This is a genomic window from Vibrio sp. 1751 (genome assembly GCF_033339895.1).
GTDB classification, from domain to species: domain Bacteria; phylum Pseudomonadota; class Gammaproteobacteria; order Enterobacterales; family Vibrionaceae; genus Vibrio; species Vibrio alginolyticus.
Genome location: NZ_JAWOVM010000049.1, coordinates 1 through 15,622, shown reverse-complemented (window position 1 = coordinate 15,622; position 15,622 = coordinate 1). Strand labels below are relative to the sequence as shown.

At 45.1% G+C, this 15,622-nt stretch carries 13 protein-coding genes; 7 read left to right on the top strand and 6 right to left on the bottom strand.

All coding sequences use genetic code 11. From position 1 onward, the window contains the following. Positions 1-4: 4 nt before the first annotated feature. A complete protein-coding gene (locus tag R7041_RS15205; protein WP_005380994.1) occupies positions 5-487 on the top strand; it encodes a YbaK/EbsC family protein in 483 nt (160 codons plus the stop codon). Between the two features lie 47 nt (positions 488-534). Here the strand turns inward: R7041_RS15205 and mscS are convergent, their stop codons facing one another. The 5 genes from mscS to R7041_RS15180 form a co-directional block, all read right to left on the bottom strand. Next, complete coding sequence (mscS, locus tag R7041_RS15200) at positions 535-1,401, bottom strand: small-conductance mechanosensitive channel MscS (protein WP_005380995.1); 867 nt, start codon at positions 1,399-1,401, stop codon at positions 535-537. 424 nt (positions 1,402-1,825) lie between these two features. Further along, positions 1,826-2,902 (bottom strand): class II fructose-bisphosphate aldolase, encoded by a 1,077-nt coding sequence (gene fbaA, locus R7041_RS15195; protein WP_005380996.1) that lies wholly within the window; start codon positions 2,900-2,902, stop codon positions 1,826-1,828. A 154-nt stretch (positions 2,903-3,056) separates the two neighbouring features. Then, complete coding sequence (locus R7041_RS15190) at positions 3,057-4,217, bottom strand: phosphoglycerate kinase (protein ID WP_005384547.1); 1,161 nt, start codon at positions 4,215-4,217, stop codon at positions 3,057-3,059. Between the two features lie 151 nt (positions 4,218-4,368). Then, entirely contained in the window at positions 4,369-5,406 is a 1,038-nt protein-coding gene (gene epd, locus R7041_RS15185) for an erythrose-4-phosphate dehydrogenase (RefSeq protein ID WP_005384545.1), read from the bottom strand. Between the two features lie 135 nt (positions 5,407-5,541). Continuing rightward, on the bottom strand, positions 5,542-7,500 hold the full coding sequence (locus R7041_RS15180; RefSeq protein WP_053306783.1) for a ligand-gated channel protein: 1,959 nt from the start codon (positions 7,498-7,500) through the stop codon (positions 5,542-5,544). Positions 7,501-7,640: 140 nt separating this feature from the next. Between R7041_RS15180 and R7041_RS15175 the strand changes: the two genes are divergently transcribed. Further along, the gene (locus R7041_RS15175) at positions 7,641-8,534 is read left to right on the top strand and encodes a LysR family transcriptional regulator (protein ID WP_017633561.1); all 894 of its coding nucleotides are present in this window, start codon (positions 7,641-7,643) and stop codon (positions 8,532-8,534) included. A gap of 91 nt (positions 8,535-8,625) precedes the next feature. On the opposite strand, the gene tkt is transcribed toward R7041_RS15175, so the two are convergent. After that, positions 8,626-10,620 carry a transketolase gene (tkt, locus tag R7041_RS15170; RefSeq protein WP_054577167.1) on the bottom strand — a complete coding sequence of 665 codons (1,995 nt, stop codon included), beginning with the start codon at positions 10,618-10,620 and terminating at the stop codon, positions 8,626-8,628. A gap of 315 nt (positions 10,621-10,935) precedes the next feature. On the opposite strand from tkt, the gene metK reads away from it, so the two are divergent. From metK to rsmE, 5 genes are all read left to right on the top strand, one after another. Then, positions 10,936-12,090 carry a methionine adenosyltransferase gene (gene metK, locus R7041_RS15165; protein WP_005381027.1) on the top strand — a complete coding sequence of 385 codons (1,155 nt, stop codon included), beginning with the start codon at positions 10,936-10,938 and terminating at the stop codon, positions 12,088-12,090. A gap of 402 nt (positions 12,091-12,492) precedes the next feature. Beyond that, positions 12,493-13,290, top strand: coding sequence for a DUF2189 domain-containing protein (locus R7041_RS15160; RefSeq protein WP_169628505.1), 798 nt, complete (start codon positions 12,493-12,495; stop codon positions 13,288-13,290). Positions 13,291-13,358: 68 nt separating this feature from the next. Beyond that, a complete protein-coding gene (locus R7041_RS15155) occupies positions 13,359-13,856 on the top strand; it encodes a SprT family zinc-dependent metalloprotease (RefSeq protein ID WP_064368774.1) in 498 nt (165 codons plus the stop codon). A 150-nt stretch (positions 13,857-14,006) separates the two neighbouring features. Then, complete coding sequence (gene endA / locus R7041_RS15150; protein WP_017821889.1) at positions 14,007-14,702, top strand: deoxyribonuclease I; 696 nt, start codon at positions 14,007-14,009, stop codon at positions 14,700-14,702. Positions 14,703-14,815: 113 nt separating this feature from the next. Further along, positions 14,816-15,547, top strand: coding sequence for a 16S rRNA (uracil(1498)-N(3))-methyltransferase (rsmE, locus tag R7041_RS15145; RefSeq protein WP_017821890.1), 732 nt, complete (start codon positions 14,816-14,818; stop codon positions 15,545-15,547). The last annotated feature ends 75 nt before the right edge of the window (positions 15,548-15,622 follow it).

The window sequence follows — 15,622 nt, the reverse complement described above, 5'->3', positions numbered from 1 at the left end:
AGACATGGAGTCACTAAAACGTATTTATAACAACAATAGAGAGCGATTCAACGCGCTCTCTATTCCTTTTCGGGAATGGCAGCACGAAGCCATCTTAGACTTTGAGACAGATATACGCATTGCGAGAGAGCTTGGTTGGACGGGTACGCATACCAAAAGCCTCTTTTTAACACTCAAAGGACAAGGTTACGCGGTTTATCTGACAGATAAGGACTCGCGCCTCGATGCCAAGCAGATTAAAGCGATTACAGGTAAACGTCCCTCTATTTGTAATGACGATGAAATGGTCGAAGTGTTAGGTTGCGTACCCGGCGCGGTTTGCCCAATAGGCTTACCGGAATACATCACTATCATTGTTGATACCAATCTCTATCAACATCAAGAGTTGCTCTATACGCCTGGCTTACCTGAGTTCACATTTGGATTTGCAGGTAAACATCTAAAACGCCTCTTACTTGCTGGTCATCACACCCTTTACGAAATATAAAAAAGCGAGGCCTATTGGCCTCGCTTTTGAATATCGACTGCTTTTGATTAAGCGTCGACTTTGTTCAGGTGAACATCCATTTGTGGGAATGGAATCTCGATACCATTTTCATCCAATGCTTCTTTAATACCTTGCATTGCATCAAAGTATACGCCCCAGTAATCTGCAGTTTTCACCCATGGACGAACCACAAAGTTAACTGAAGAGTCTGCTAACGTAAGTACACCAATTGTGATATCTGGGTCTTTCAAGATACGTGGATCTTTCTCTAGCGTCTCACGAATCACTTTCTTCGTTAGTTTAAGGTCTGCTTTGTATGAAACACCAATCACTAGGTCGACACGTCGTGTCGCATGGCGAGAGTAGTTAGTAATGGCACCGCCGATAACTGAAGAGTTAGGCACAACAACCATTTTGTTGTCTGGTGTTTTTAGAACGGTTTGGAAGATTTGAATTGCTTCAACACTACCCGCCACACCACCGATTTCTACGTAGTCGCCTGATTTGAATGGACGGAACGCAACAATAAGTACGCCTGCTGCAAAGTTTGATAGTGAACCTTGTAGTGCAAGACCAACAGCAAGACCTGCCGCACCAATCACAGCAACAACAGAAGCGGTTTGAACTCCTAATCGACCAAGAGCCGCGATTAGCACGATTACAAATAGCAAGTAACGAACAAGACCGTGAATAAATTCAACGACGGCCTTATCCATGTTTTTCTTTTCTAGTACTTTAGAAACACTACCAGCGACTGCCTTAACGATAAGATTACCGATAAACAGAATAAGCAGCGCAGAGATAATGTTCACACCGTACTGAACCAGTAGATCTGAATTGTTTGTCAGCCAAGTTTCAGCCTGAGTTAGACCATCCGTTAAAGTGGTATCGATACCCACCGATTCACCTGCCATAATTCTTATCCTCAAAAATAAAGAGATATAAATCCAATTGCCGTTAATTTATGAACCTTGTTTTTTAAAGGCTCTTTTCTAAAACAACATCCCTATTGCTCCACTGAACAGTGTCAGATTTTTGGCACAATATCCCAACTCTGACTTTTTTCAAAGTCAGAGTTTCGCAAAGATATGCAAAACAAGACTTTATCAGAGCTTTCTGACACTGACTTGTTACAGGTTACGCAATGCACTCTGATTTCGCCACTCTTAAGACTGATATTCCCATGTTTTCTTTAAAAAAACGTTAAAGGTGAGATATCTCACTAGCAAATACAATCTAACGCATAAAAATATTGGGAGAAAGCAGCAGGGAAGAAAGTGATAGACATAAAAAAACCCGCTCAAAGAGCGGGTTTTTAAGTAACTTAATCAGTAACGATTATAGTACGTCAACTGCGTTAAGGTCAGCAAATGCTTGCTCTAGACGAGTAACCATTGAAGCTTGGCCTGCACGTAGCCATACGCGTGGATCGTAGTACTTCTTGTTTGGTGCATCTTCACCAGTTGGGTTACCGATCTGACCTTGTAGGTAATCGTGGTTTTCAGCTTCGAACTTACGGATACCATCCCAAGTAGCCCACTGTGTATCAGTATCGATGTTCATTTTGATCACACCGTAGCCGATAGATTCACGGATTTCTTCTAGAGAAGAACCTGAACCGCCGTGGAATACGAAGTTTAGAGAGTTCGCTGGAAGACCGAATTTCTCAGAAACGTGCGCTTGAGAATCACGTAGGATAGTTGGAGTTAGTACAACGTTACCTGGCTTGTATACGCCGTGTACGTTACCGAAAGATGCTGCGATAGTGAAACGGTGGCTGATTGCGCTTAGTTTCTCGTATGCGTATGCAACGTCTTCTGGAGAAGTGTATAGTTCAGACGCATCCATATCAGAGTTGTCAACACCGTCTTCTTCACCACCAGTACAACCTAGTTCGATTTCTAGAGTCATGTTCATTTTAGCCATGCGCTCTAGGTACTTAGCAGAAATTTCGATGTTCTCTTCTAGAGACTCTTCAGAAAGGTCGATCATGTGAGAAGAGAATAGTGGCTTACCAGTTTGCGCGAAGTACTCTTCACCAGCGTCTAGTAGACCGTCGATCCAAGGAAGTAGTTTCTTAGCTGCGTGGTCAGTGTGTAGGATTACTGGAACACCGTAAGCTTCAGCTACAGCGTGAACGTATTTCGCACCAGCAACAGCACCTAGGATTTGAGCTTCTTGACCTTCAAGTTTTAGACCTTTACCAGCAAAGAAAGCAGCGCCACCGTTAGAGAACTGAACGATAACTGGAGCTTTAACTTTTGCAGCTGCTTCAAGTACTGCGTTTACAGAGTCAGTACCCACACAGTTTACTGCTGGAAGTGCAAAGCTGTTTTCTTTTGCAACTTCAAATACTTTCTGAACGTCATCGCCAGAGATAACACCTGGTTTTACGAAGTCGAAGATCTTAGACATGGATGTAATCCTATTTATCTGTCGTTTTTAAACAAAACTTGTTAAGTTGAAAATCTTGCAAACGTTTGCTCACAACTGAGGCTATTCTAGCAGAGTTCCTCACACGTTGCAGCAAACAAGAAAGCGGGAGAATCACTCCCCCGCTTTGCTTTAATTACTTAGCGCGTGCTTCTAGCATTTCTACTGCTGGAAGAACTTTACCTTCTACGAACTCAAGGAAAGCGCCGCCGCCAGTAGAGATGTAAGATACATCCGCTTTGATACCGAACTTGTCGATAGCCGCTAGCGTGTCACCACCACCAGCAACAGAGAAGCCTTCAGAAGCTGCGATAGCTTCAGAGATACCTTTAGTACCTGCTTCGAAGTTCTTGAATTCGAATACGCCTACTGGACCGTTCCATAGGATAGTCTTAGCGTTTTTAAGGATTTCAGCTAGTTCAGCAGTTGAATCTGGACCAAGGTCGAAGATCATGTCGTCGTCTTGTACTTCAGAAACGTGCTTGATTTCAGCTTCTGCGTTCTCGTCAAATGCTTTCGCACATGCAACGTCAGTTGCTACTGGAATTGCACACTCGTCCATTAGCTTCTTAGCTGTTTCAACTAGGTCTGCTTCGTATAGAGACTTACCAACGTTGTGGCCAGCAGCTGCGATGAATGTGTTAGCAATACCACCACCAACAACGAGTTGGTCAGCGATTTTAGATAGAGACTCAAGAACAGTTAGCTTAGTAGAAACTTTTGAACCACCTACGATAGCAACCATTGGACGAGCAGGCTTGTCCATTGCTTTGCCTAGCGCTTCTAGTTCGTTTGCTAGTAGAGGACCAGCACATGCTACGTCTGCGTGCATGCCAACGCCGTGAGTAGATGCTTGAGCACGGTGAGCCGTACCGAATGCGTCCATTACGAATACGTCACATAGTGCTGCATATTTCTTAGATAGCTCTTCGTCGTTTTTCTTTTCGCCTTTGTTGAAGCGAACGTTTTCAAGAACAACAAGTTCACCCGCATTTAGCTCTAGGCCATCTAGGTAGTCTTTTGCTAGCTTCACTTCGCAATCTAGTGCGTCGTTTAGGTAGTTAACAACTGGTTGTAGAGAGAACTCTTCAGCGTATTCACCTTCAGTTGGGCGACCTAGGTGAGACGTAACCATTACTTTAGCGCCTGCTTCTAGGCAGTGCTTAATAGTTGGAAGAGATGCGATGATACGTGCATCCGAAGTTACTTTACCGTCTTTTACTGGCACGTTTAGGTCAGCACGGATAAATACACGTTTACCTGCAAGATCCAGGTCAGTCATCTTGATTACAGACATGATGTGTCCTCTCAAATATTTAATAATTAAAGTTTTTGAAAACTCGGCAACCCTGCCAAGCCTGTTAATTCTTCAAACTGGTTATAGATATGGAGATATTATGGATTTATTTCAAGGCTTGAAATAAAAATTCTCCATCACTTCTTCGTCATTACTGTTCCACTTGCGAAGAAGCTTGCATTGCTAAGGCAGTATCCAGCATCCGGTTAGCAAAGCCCCATTCGTTGTCGCACCAAACGAGCATTTTTACGAGTTGCCCGTTACTCACTCTAGTCTGGCTTCCATCCACAATCGCACTATGGGGGTCGTGGTTAAAGTCGATGGAAACGAGTGGCGATTCAGTATAGTCAACAATGTTACGTAATGTACACTGAGATGCGTTAACAATGGTTTGATTTACGTCATTAACTTTCACATTTGTACTAATTGTGACACTTAAATCCATTGCAGTGACGTTAACCGTTGGAACACGAACAGAAATTGCTTCGAATTTGTTGGAAAATTTCGGGAAGATTCTTTCAATCCCCTTATGCAACTTAGTGTCCACCGGAATAATAGATTGGCTTGCAGCGCGGGTACGGCGTAAGTCGTTATGATACGCATCAATTACTTGTTGATCGTTCATGGACGAATGAATTGTGGTAATGGTGCCAGACTCTATGCCGAAGGCTTCGTCTAATACTTTAATGATGGGAACGATACAGTTGGTGGTGCAAGAGCCATTGGAGACAACACGGTGCTCGTCTTTCAGAGTTTCGTGGTTCACGCCATAGATAATCGTATTATCTAGGTCGTTTGCGCCCGGGTGCGAAAACAGTACTTTCTTCGCGCCAGCTTCTATATGCGCTTGCCCATCCGCTTGCGAACCAAATACGCCAGTGCAATCCAAGACGATATCAACTTCTAAATCACGCCAAGGAAGTAATTCGATTTCGGAGAGGTGGAGAATGCGAATGGAATCATATTCACCGCTGTCATGATGAACATGCAAATGTTCTTGGTCATGGGAAATTTTTTTACCAAAGCGACCATGACTGGTGTCATATTGCAGTAGGTGTGCCATCGCCTCTGGCTGTGCTAGTTCGTTAACCGCCACAACCTTGATCTGCTGGTGTTTTCCGCTTTCATACACCGCTCGCAGAACATTACGACCTATACGTCCAAATCCATTGATCGCAACCTTTAGCATTTATCCTTCGCCCTACCAAAAATTTCGTGTCACAGATACTACCTGATCAGGCTGACAAACGCACCTGTTGAATCACAGTAAAGCAGGATTAAAAAAGGTCGAGACTATGCTCGACCTTATTACAACGATAGATAATTAAAATGCGACGTCTAAACCTAACCAGTAGCGACGACCATCTTCAATATATCCGTATTCTTCGTAACTGATTTCCTCGTCTAGCAAGTTATAGATAGCGCCTTTAATACGAGTATTGTCGGTTAACTGGTATGTCACACCGGCGTCCACAAAGGTATAAGCTGGTTCTACAATACTGTTTCTTGATGGGCCAGTAACCGGATCCATTTCTTTACCTCGGTACGTGACTTTCGCCCAGCTCTCTAGATCTGTTGTCGTTTGCCAAGTCACATCCACATTAAACAGATGCTTTGGTAACTGCTGCAGCGGCATACCTTTGTATTCACCTGTTTTTTGCTCTGAGTCGGTAAATGTGTAGCTCGAGCTAAGGTAAATGGTTTCCGTTAACGGCGATGCTAAGGTCGCTTCAATACCTTGTGTGACGGCTTCATCCACGTTAATACGGTACGTTGGATCTGCGCCCCATTGGTTTGGACCATCAGTACAGATAGTGTCTGGACAAACAACACGTGTGATCTTGTCTTTGAATTCGTTATGGAACGCTGTCAAAGAGACATCTAAGCCAGAATCACCTTGATACAAGACGCTGATTTCTTTGTTTAGCGACGTTTCAGGGTCAAGATCTGGGTTACCGTAGATATTACCGCCACCACTGACTTGCGCCCAGCCAGGAGTAATTTCACGTAATTGTGGAGAACGGAAACCTGTTGCCACACCGCCTTTCACCGTCCAAGACGGATCAACTCGCCATACACCGTAAACACGTGGACTAAAATGCGCGCCATAGTTTTCGTCATGATCTAGACGGCCGCCAAGCGTAACGCTAAACGGATCAGCAATTCTCCATTCATCTTCAATGAAAACAGCCCACTGCGTATTCGATGTTTCAGTCTTCGATGACGCTTTGTTGGAGGTGAAATCCTCAAGCTCTGCATGAGTAGCGTCCACACCCGTCGTCAACGTATGGTTTCCAATACCAGTCACCAAGCTCGATTTGAACGTGGTGTTGGTGATCGTCATCTCACGAGATTTGTTCTCGCTCTCTTCTCGCTGTAAGTAAGTATCTGAAATTCCCACCGAATCCCAATCACCGTTGTGGCTTACCGTTACGTAATTACGACGATATTCATTCAGTGAGTCTTCACACCCACCACGACACCCTGTGGTCGGCACTGAAAGGCCCACATTGCCACGACGACTTTGTGCCGACGTGCCGCCCTCTAATTGCACCGAGTGGCGATCATTAATCTGGTAAGTCAGTTTTGAAGAGATACTCTGCATATCTTTATCTTCATAACCGTATTCGATGTCATCTTCTTCTCTGGTTGTGTACTGACCATATACTTGGAGAGATAAATTTTCAGCCAACGGACCATTAACGAAAAAGTTCGCGCTCTGCTCTCCCCCTGAGCGACTATTCTCTTGTAGTACCGTGCCCAGTTGAACATTACCCGTCCACTCTAGCGCATCTTTTCGTGTGATGACGTTAATCACACCACCAATCGCATCAGAACCGTAAAGCGTCGACATTGGGCCACGAATAACTTCGATTCGCTCAATCGCTTGAAGAGGAGGTAACCAACCTTGTTCGATACCAGGGCCGTCACTATTTGGACGAGTTTCACGCGTACTTTGACGTTTACCATCGACCAGTATCAAAGTGTATTTAGAACCCATACCACGGATACTAATGTCGGTGGTATCACCACCACCTGTCACGACAACACCTGGCACACTTTTTAGTGCATCAGTCACATCGCGGTAATAACGGGAGTCCAACTCCTCACGTGAAATCACACTAATACTTGCAGGCGCGTCCGCTTGAGATTGCTCATAACTTGATGCAGTTACAACCACTGTTTCCATTTTAGAAACTGCATCATTGGCAAAAACATGAGGGACACTGACGAAGGCTAAAATACCAGTTGCGGTAATAACTGGCAGTCTAAGAGTAGACATCTACATCTCCATAATTGATAATGATTATTATTTTCGAAAGTGAATTATTCACAAATAGAATGAGATGCATAGTGAGAGTTATGGAACGGTTCTTTCCATTTATGGAACTCGTACATAACGCAGTAAGGAGTAAAAGAAATATGCACGACTTAGCATCAATTAGAGCCTTTGATGCGCTCAATCAGCATAAAAGTTTGACAGCAGCTGCTAAAGCCCTTAATCAGCCAAAATCAACGCTAAGTCGTCGCTTGGCACAATTAGAAGAAGACTTCGGTCAGGCTCTAACCGCCAGACAAGGTAATCGATTAGTTCTGACAAGAGCTGGAGAAATCTTTGCCCACTACAGCCGCCAGATTCTTGAGTTAAGTGAAGAGAGTTATGATGCACTCCAAGGTTTAACGAACCAAGTTTCAGGGCCACTGCATATTGTTTGTCACACTGCCTTAGTTAGAAGCTGGCTCGGCGGCGTACTCAATCGTTTTCTTGCTGATAATCCCGATGTTAGAGTTCAACTTACCAGTGACTTTTCTGAAGCGCACCATGACCCAGATTTGTTCATCTGGCTCGGTGAACGTAAAGAGCTAGACTGGCGAAAAGAAGTGCTGGGGGTATTTCGCTATACGCCTTTTGCCTCTCCAAATTATCTAAAACAACATGGGCCTATACCGCACCCCAAAGAACTTGAAGCACATCCATGGATCGATTTTGGTTCAGTGCAAGAAAATGGATTGATGCTAGCACACCCTCAACACGGTGAGTTCTTTTTAGAACCCTTTGTTAGTCGGTTATACAGCGACAACATAGCAATGCAAATAGACAGTATCGCGAATGGTCATGGTATTGGACTGCTGCCGACTTGGACAGCATGCGGCTATGAGAAACATCACCCAGGGCGAATCACACCTTGCTTAGAAGGTTGGCTTTCTGAGCCTATTTCCATTAACTGCTATACACCAGCAGGACGACCACCACTGCGCTTATCCGTACTTTTAGACTGCATTCACCAAAGCATTCCACAAGGTTGGAAAACCTGACAAAAATAAAAAGGCCATCATAATGATGGCCTTTCTAACTTTAGCATCTAACAGTTGTCGTTTACGTTCGACTGTTTAGATGGTCCTGCAATTACGCTAGCAATTCTTTAGCTGTGTTCACTACGTTTTCAGTCGTGAAGCCAAACATCTCGAATAGCTGACCAGCAGGTGCTGATTCACCGAATGTTGTCATACCGATGATGCGACCGTCGAAGCCTACGTACTTGTACCAGAAATCCGCAATGCCCGCTTCAATAGCGATACGTGCCGTTACGTCTGATGGCAGTACAGATTCACGGTAAGCAGCGTCTTGTTTGTCGAATGCGTCTGTTGATGGCATTGAAACAACGCGTACTTTCTTGCCTTCTGAAGTTAGTTGCTCAGCGGCTTTCACTGCAAGCTCAACCTCAGAACCTGTTGCGATAAGGATTAGCTCAGGCTTACCTTCGCTATCTTTCAGGATGTAAGCACCTTTCGCGATGTCTGCGACTTGTTCAGCAGTACGCTCTTGTTGCGCTAGGTTTTGACGAGAGAAGATAAGTGCAGTTGGTGCATCTTTACGTTCAATCGCTAGTTTCCATGCAACTGCAGACTCAACTTGGTCACATGGGCGCCATGTGCTCATGTTTGGAGTTACACGTAGAGACGCCATTTGCTCAACAGGTTGGTGAGTTGGGCCATCTTCGCCAAGACCGATCGAATCATGCGTGTAAACTTGGATGTTCTGAATTTTCATCAGCGCAGCCATACGCATTGCGTTACGAGCATATTCCATGAACATTAGGAATGTTGCGCCGTAAGGAACGAAACCACCGTGCAATGCGATACCGTTGATGATAGCGGTCATACCGAATTCACGCACACCGTAGTGGATGTAGTTGCCAGAGAAGTCCTCCATTTCTAGAGACTTAGAACCAGACCACATGGTCAGGTTAGAAGGCGCTAGGTCAGCAGAACCACCCATAAACTCAGGAAGCATTTGACCAAACGCTTCTAGTGCATTTTGCGACGCTTTACGTGATGCAATGTTCGCTGGATTTGCTTGAAGATCGGCAATGATTTGGTTCGCTTTTTCTTCCCACTGTGCAGGAAGTTCGCCGTTTAGACGACGTTTAAGCTCTGCCGCTTCTGCAGGGTAAGCTGCAGCGTATGCTTCGAATTTTTCATTCCAAGCTGCTTCTTTCGCGGCGCCCGCTTCTTTTGCATCCCACTCAGCGTAAACATCTGCCGGGATCTCAAATGGGCCGTACTCCCAACCTAGGTATTCGCGAGCCGCTTGGATTTCATCGTGACCTAGTGGTGCACCGTGACAGTCGTGCGAACCAGACTTGTTAGGAGAACCGAAACCGATAATTGTTTTGGTACAGATAAGCGTAGGACGTGGGTCCGCTTTTGCTGCTTCAATTGCTGCGTTGATCGCGTCTGAGTCGTGACCATCGACTGCTGGGATTACATGCCAGCCGTACGCTTCAAAACGCTTAGGTGTATCGTCAGAGAACCAGCCTTCAACGTGACCGTCGATAGAAATGCCGTTGTCATCCCAAAACGCGATCAGTTTGCCTAGACCTAACGTCCCAGCAAGAGAGCATGCTTCATGCGAGATGCCTTCCATTAGACAGCCGTCACCCATGAACACATACGTAAAGTGGTCAACGATATCGTGACCTTCTTTGTTGAACTGTGCCGCTAGTGCTTTCTCTGCGATCGCCATACCAACAGCGTTAGTGATGCCTTGACCTAGAGGACCCGTTGTTGTCTCGATACCAGGCGCGTAGCCGTACTCTGGGTGACCTGGGGTTTTTGAGTGCAATTGACGGAAGTTTTTCAGATCGTCAATAGATAGCTCGTAACCGCTTAAGTGCAGTAGAGAGTAAATAAGCATTGACCCATGACCGTTTGACAGCACAAAGCGATCGCGGTCGGCCCACTCTGGGTTTGAAGGGTTATGGTTTAGGTGAGAGCGCCAAAGAACTTCAGCGATATCAGCCATACCCATTGGTGCGCCTGGGTGGCCTGAGTTAGCTTGTTGAACACCATCCATGCTTAGAGCACGAATTGCATTGGCAAGATGTTTACGAGACGACATGTCTGCTCCTGAGTACATTAAGCGAAACGAAAAGTAGGTCATAATTCTCTCAAAGCCCTGTTGGGTGTGCAAACGTTTTCCAGTCCAAAACCTCACAAATATTGCACCTTTCGCGCCAAATCGTTCGAAGTTCTTAAAATTATCAATAAATCAGGCAAACGTTTGGTTATAACAAAAACCAAAAAAGAGCTTGTAATTCGAGCAATCAAATTTAGAATAGACGTCTAGATGTAGATACACCTACAAAAATTAGTATTAATTTGCGCTGGAGAGTTTATCATTCCCCAGTTTTAAACCAGATATAGTGGAGCTAACATGGCTAAGCACCTGTTTACTTCTGAGTCAGTATCAGAAGGTCATCCAGATAAAATTGCAGACCAGATTTCTGATGCGGTTCTTGACGCGATTCTAGAGCAAGATCCAAAGGCTCGTGTTGCATGTGAGACTTACGTTAAAACCGGTATGGTAATGGTGGGTGGTGAAATCACGACTTCAGCATGGGTAGACATCGAAGAGTTAACTCGTGAAACCGTTCGTGAAATCGGCTACGTACATTCAGATATGGGCTTTGACGCAGATTCTTGTGCGGTACTAAACACAATCGGTAAACAGTCGCCAGATATCAACCAAGGTGTTGATAAAGCTGACCCTAAAGAACAAGGTGCAGGCGACCAAGGCATCATGTTTGGTTACGCTTGTAACGAAACTGAAGTACTAATGCCAGCGCCAATTACTTACTCTCACCGTCTTGTTCAAAAGCAAGCAGAAGTTCGTAAAAACGGCACACTACCTTGGTTGCGTCCTGATGCAAAATCTCAGGTAACATTCCAATACGATCAAGGTAACATCGTTGGTATCGACGCGGTTGTTCTTTCAACTCAACACTGTGACTCAATCTCAACTTCAGACCTGCGTGAAGCGGTAATGGAAGAGATCATTAAGCCAGTGCTACCTTCTGAGTGGATCAACAAAGAAACAAACTTCTTCATTAACCCAACCGGTCGCTTCGTAATCGGTGGTCCTATGGGTGACTGTGGTCTAACTGGTCGTAAGATCATCGTAGATACCTACGGCGGCGCAGCTCGTCACGGTGGCGGTGCGTTTTCTGGTAAAGATCCATCAAAAGTTGACCGTAGTGCAGCATACGCAGCACGCTACGTAGCGAAAAACATCGTAGCGGCAGGCATGGCTGACCGTTGTGAGATCCAACTTTCTTACGCAATCGGTGTTGCTGATCCAACGTCTATCATGGTGGAAACGTTCGGTACTGAGAAAGTATCTCACGACATCATCATTGAAGCGGTTCGTCAATTCTTCGACCTACGTCCATACGGTCTACAAGAAATGCTTAACCTTCTTCAACCTATCTACAAGAAGACAGCGGCTTACGGTCACTTCGGTCGTGAAGAATTCCCGTGGGAAGCGACAGACAAAGCTGCACTTCTACGCGATTTCGCTGGCATCAAATAATCAAGCCAAGCAAGAATCAATCAAGCCCTCGCCTATGGCGGGGGCTTTTTATTTTCAGCAACTTTTATCCAGCCATTTCGGCTCATACCGCCCTGCCCCACAAAGCAGTCCTGTTTCTCCCTCATTTTTATACCGAATAAATTTTAAGCAATTATTTGTAAATTATCCCATCTCCGCCAATAGTTAAAATATTGTTAAGTCCAATTTAAATAGAGACGTCGGATGCTGGCGACTGTGGAAGCAACACTTAAGTAAAGACATGAGTCAGGCATCTTTATGGCCGATACCAAACTAAGCCAATGCTCAGATGTAAACTTGAAAAAGTCGCTTCAAGTTTGACTGAACAAAAACCGCTGTCAGTTGGTATAAGCGGATAATGTGGGAATAAATCAAGGAGGAGTTATGCCTCGAACTGTTAATCCATCGGACTTCCACAACAAACGAAAGGAAGTGCCAGACAACGAATACGCCAGAACCATACCGTGCAATACGGTCAATCTTTCTGCACCTTTTCATTGGCTCGCATTAGGTCTGCATGATTTCGTGCGAATGCCGCTTATTAGTGCTTTCTATGGCATCTGTTTTATGGCTGCTGCGATAGGCATTGTTTTGCTCGTACAGTGGCAAGGCACACACTTAGTCGTCATGCCCAGTTTGATTATTTACATGTTAATTGGTCCGTTTCTCGCGCTGGGCTTGTATGATGCCAGTTGGGAGAGAGAGCGCGGACACAAAGCAAGCTTGTTCCATTCAATGAAAGCGATCGGTCGTAACTCAACATCTCAATGGGCGTTCGCCGTGTTACTCGCAGTGTGTATGATATTTTGGATGCGCATTGCCGCTCTACTTCATGCGCTCTACCCTTCTGTTCAAGGGGCACCTTTAAGTGAGTTCCTACCCTTCCTTGTCATCGGCTCTTTAGTTGGCTTTGTTTTGGCTTGTGTGGTGTTTAGCATTTCAGCCTTTTCTATTCCGCTCATGATGGAGCGTCGCGTAGACATGATGACCGCTGTATTTACCAGCTTTAATGCCGTGAAATCCAACATTCCAGCAATGATTGTTTGGGCAGCGATCATCTGTGGCGGTATTCTTATCGGCTTTGCGACCTACGGGATCGGAATGTTGTTTACCATGCCAATTCTAGGCTACGGTACATGGCACGCTTACCATGCCACCATCAAGAAAAAACACACACCATAATTAACTGATGCTATGATCTGGCCCTCGCAAATGCGGGGGCTTTTTTATTTGATTTATCGAGGTGAATTGTGGATATAGAACTCAGCTATAAAGCCAAGCAAGTGATGGCGGGCTGTATCGCGATGGCGGAACAAGCTTTCAAACGTTCTTTCCCGATTCCAACAATCACCTTCGACGTCCGTGGGAAAGCGGCAGGAAAAGCCTACCTTCAATTAAATCAAGTACGCCTAAACCCTGTTTTATTTCGCGAAAACACCCAAGCATTCTTAGATGAAGTCATTCCTCATGAAGTAGCACACCTGATTACTTATCAGGTTTACGGGCGAGTTAGGCCTCACGGTAAAGAATGGAAAAGCGTCATGGAAGCCGTATTTAACGTACCAGCCAAAACCACTCACAGCTTTGAAGTAAAATCCGTTCAAGGTAAAACCTTTGAGTATCGTTGTGGTTGTATGACCTACCCTCTATCGATTCGCCGTCATAATAAAGTGCTGCGCAAAGAGGCGACGTACTCTTGTCAAAAATGCCGCCAACCACTTAACTTCACCGGCATTCAATTATCGTAGCCCTTACCTCATAGTGTTACTTGCGTTCCCAAAATAAAGATCGAGTTGATCAAAACCTTCCCTTCGCCACTTATTGTTAACTTACTCATCACTAAAGCTATTTTATGCGTGTTATCATGAATAAAGTCATACTTTATAAAGACTTTTATCATGAAATACTTACTCTCTCTGTTGCTTATCGCGCTTTCTAGCACTGCGATTGCCGCGCCACCGAGCTCATTCTCTGCAGCCAAACGTGAGGCGGTCAAAATTTATCAAGACCATCCAACAAGCTTCTACTGTGGCTGTAACATTCAATGGCAAGGCAAGAAAGGCTTACCCGATTTAGCCTCTTGCGGTTACCAAGTCCGTAAACAAGAAAAACGGGCTGCACGAATCGAATGGGAGCACATTGTTCCTGCGTGGCAATTTGGCCACCAGCGTCAATGCTGGCAAGATGGCGGACGTAAAAACTGTAAGAAAAAAGACAAAACTTTTCGTTTGATGGAAGCAGACTTGCACAACCTAACTCCTGCTATTGGTGAAGTAAACGGTGACCGTTCGAACTACAACTTCAGCCAATGGAACGGTATGGATGGCGTGAGTTATGGTCGCTGTGAGATGCAAGTGAACTTTAAGCAGCGTAAAGTCATGCCACCAGACCGTGCGCGTGGCTCAATTGCTCGTACCTATCTATACATGAGCAAAGAGTACGGTTTCAAACTGTCGAAGCAGCAAACGCAATTAATGAGTGCTTGGAACAAAACCTATCCTGTCGATAAATGGGAATGTGAGCGTGACGAGCGCATTGCAAAAGTACAGGGCAATCACAACCCATTTGTTCAAGAAGCCTGCCGCGCACTGTAACCTCCGACCTCGAAGCGTTTCAATTACTGATATTGAAACGCTTCTTGCCCCTTGTTTTTTCGGTGCAAAGCATCCATGTTAGGGTTTAAGTTTATTCTCTTGCTGGAAATCTCATGCGTACCCCTCGAATTTATCATCCAGAAACCATTCATCAACTTGGCTCACTTGCTTTAAGTGACGACGCAGCAGGCCATATCGGTCGTGTTTTGCGCATGAAAGAAGGCCAAGACGTTCTCCTTTTTGACGGCAGTGGCGCAGAGTTTCCAGCGGTTATCAGTGAAGTCAGCAAGAAATCAGTTTTGGTTAACATCACCGAGCGTGTAGAAAGCAGTATTGAATCCCCTTTAGATCTGCACCTTGGCCAAGTCATTTCACGTGGCGATAAGATGGAGTTCACCATCCAAAAGTCTGTTGAACTTGGCGTCAATACCATCACTCCTCTGATTTCTGAACGTTGTGGTGTCAAGCTTGACCAAAAGCGTTTTGAGAAAAAACTCGCGCAATGGCAGAAAATCGCCATCAGTGCCTGTGAACAATGTGGGCGTAATGTCGTGCCCGAAATTCGTCCAATTATGAGCTTGGAAGAGTGGTGTAAAGAAGAGTACGATGGTTTAAAGCTTAACCTTCACCCTCGTGCTAAATACTCAATCAACACTTTGCCAACCCCGGTTGAAAAAGTGCGCCTACTGATCGGTCCTGAAGGCGGTTTATCGTCTGAAGAGATCGAGATGACTCGAGAATACCAATTTGAAGAAACGCTACTCGGCCCTCGCGTTCTGCGTACCGAAACAGCGGCTCTGACAGCAATTACAGCCTTACAAGTTCGTTTCGGCGATCTTGGTTAAACGGAGAAAAATAATGATCAAACTCGGTATCGTAATGGACCCAATCTCGTCCATTAACATCAAAAAAGACTCTAG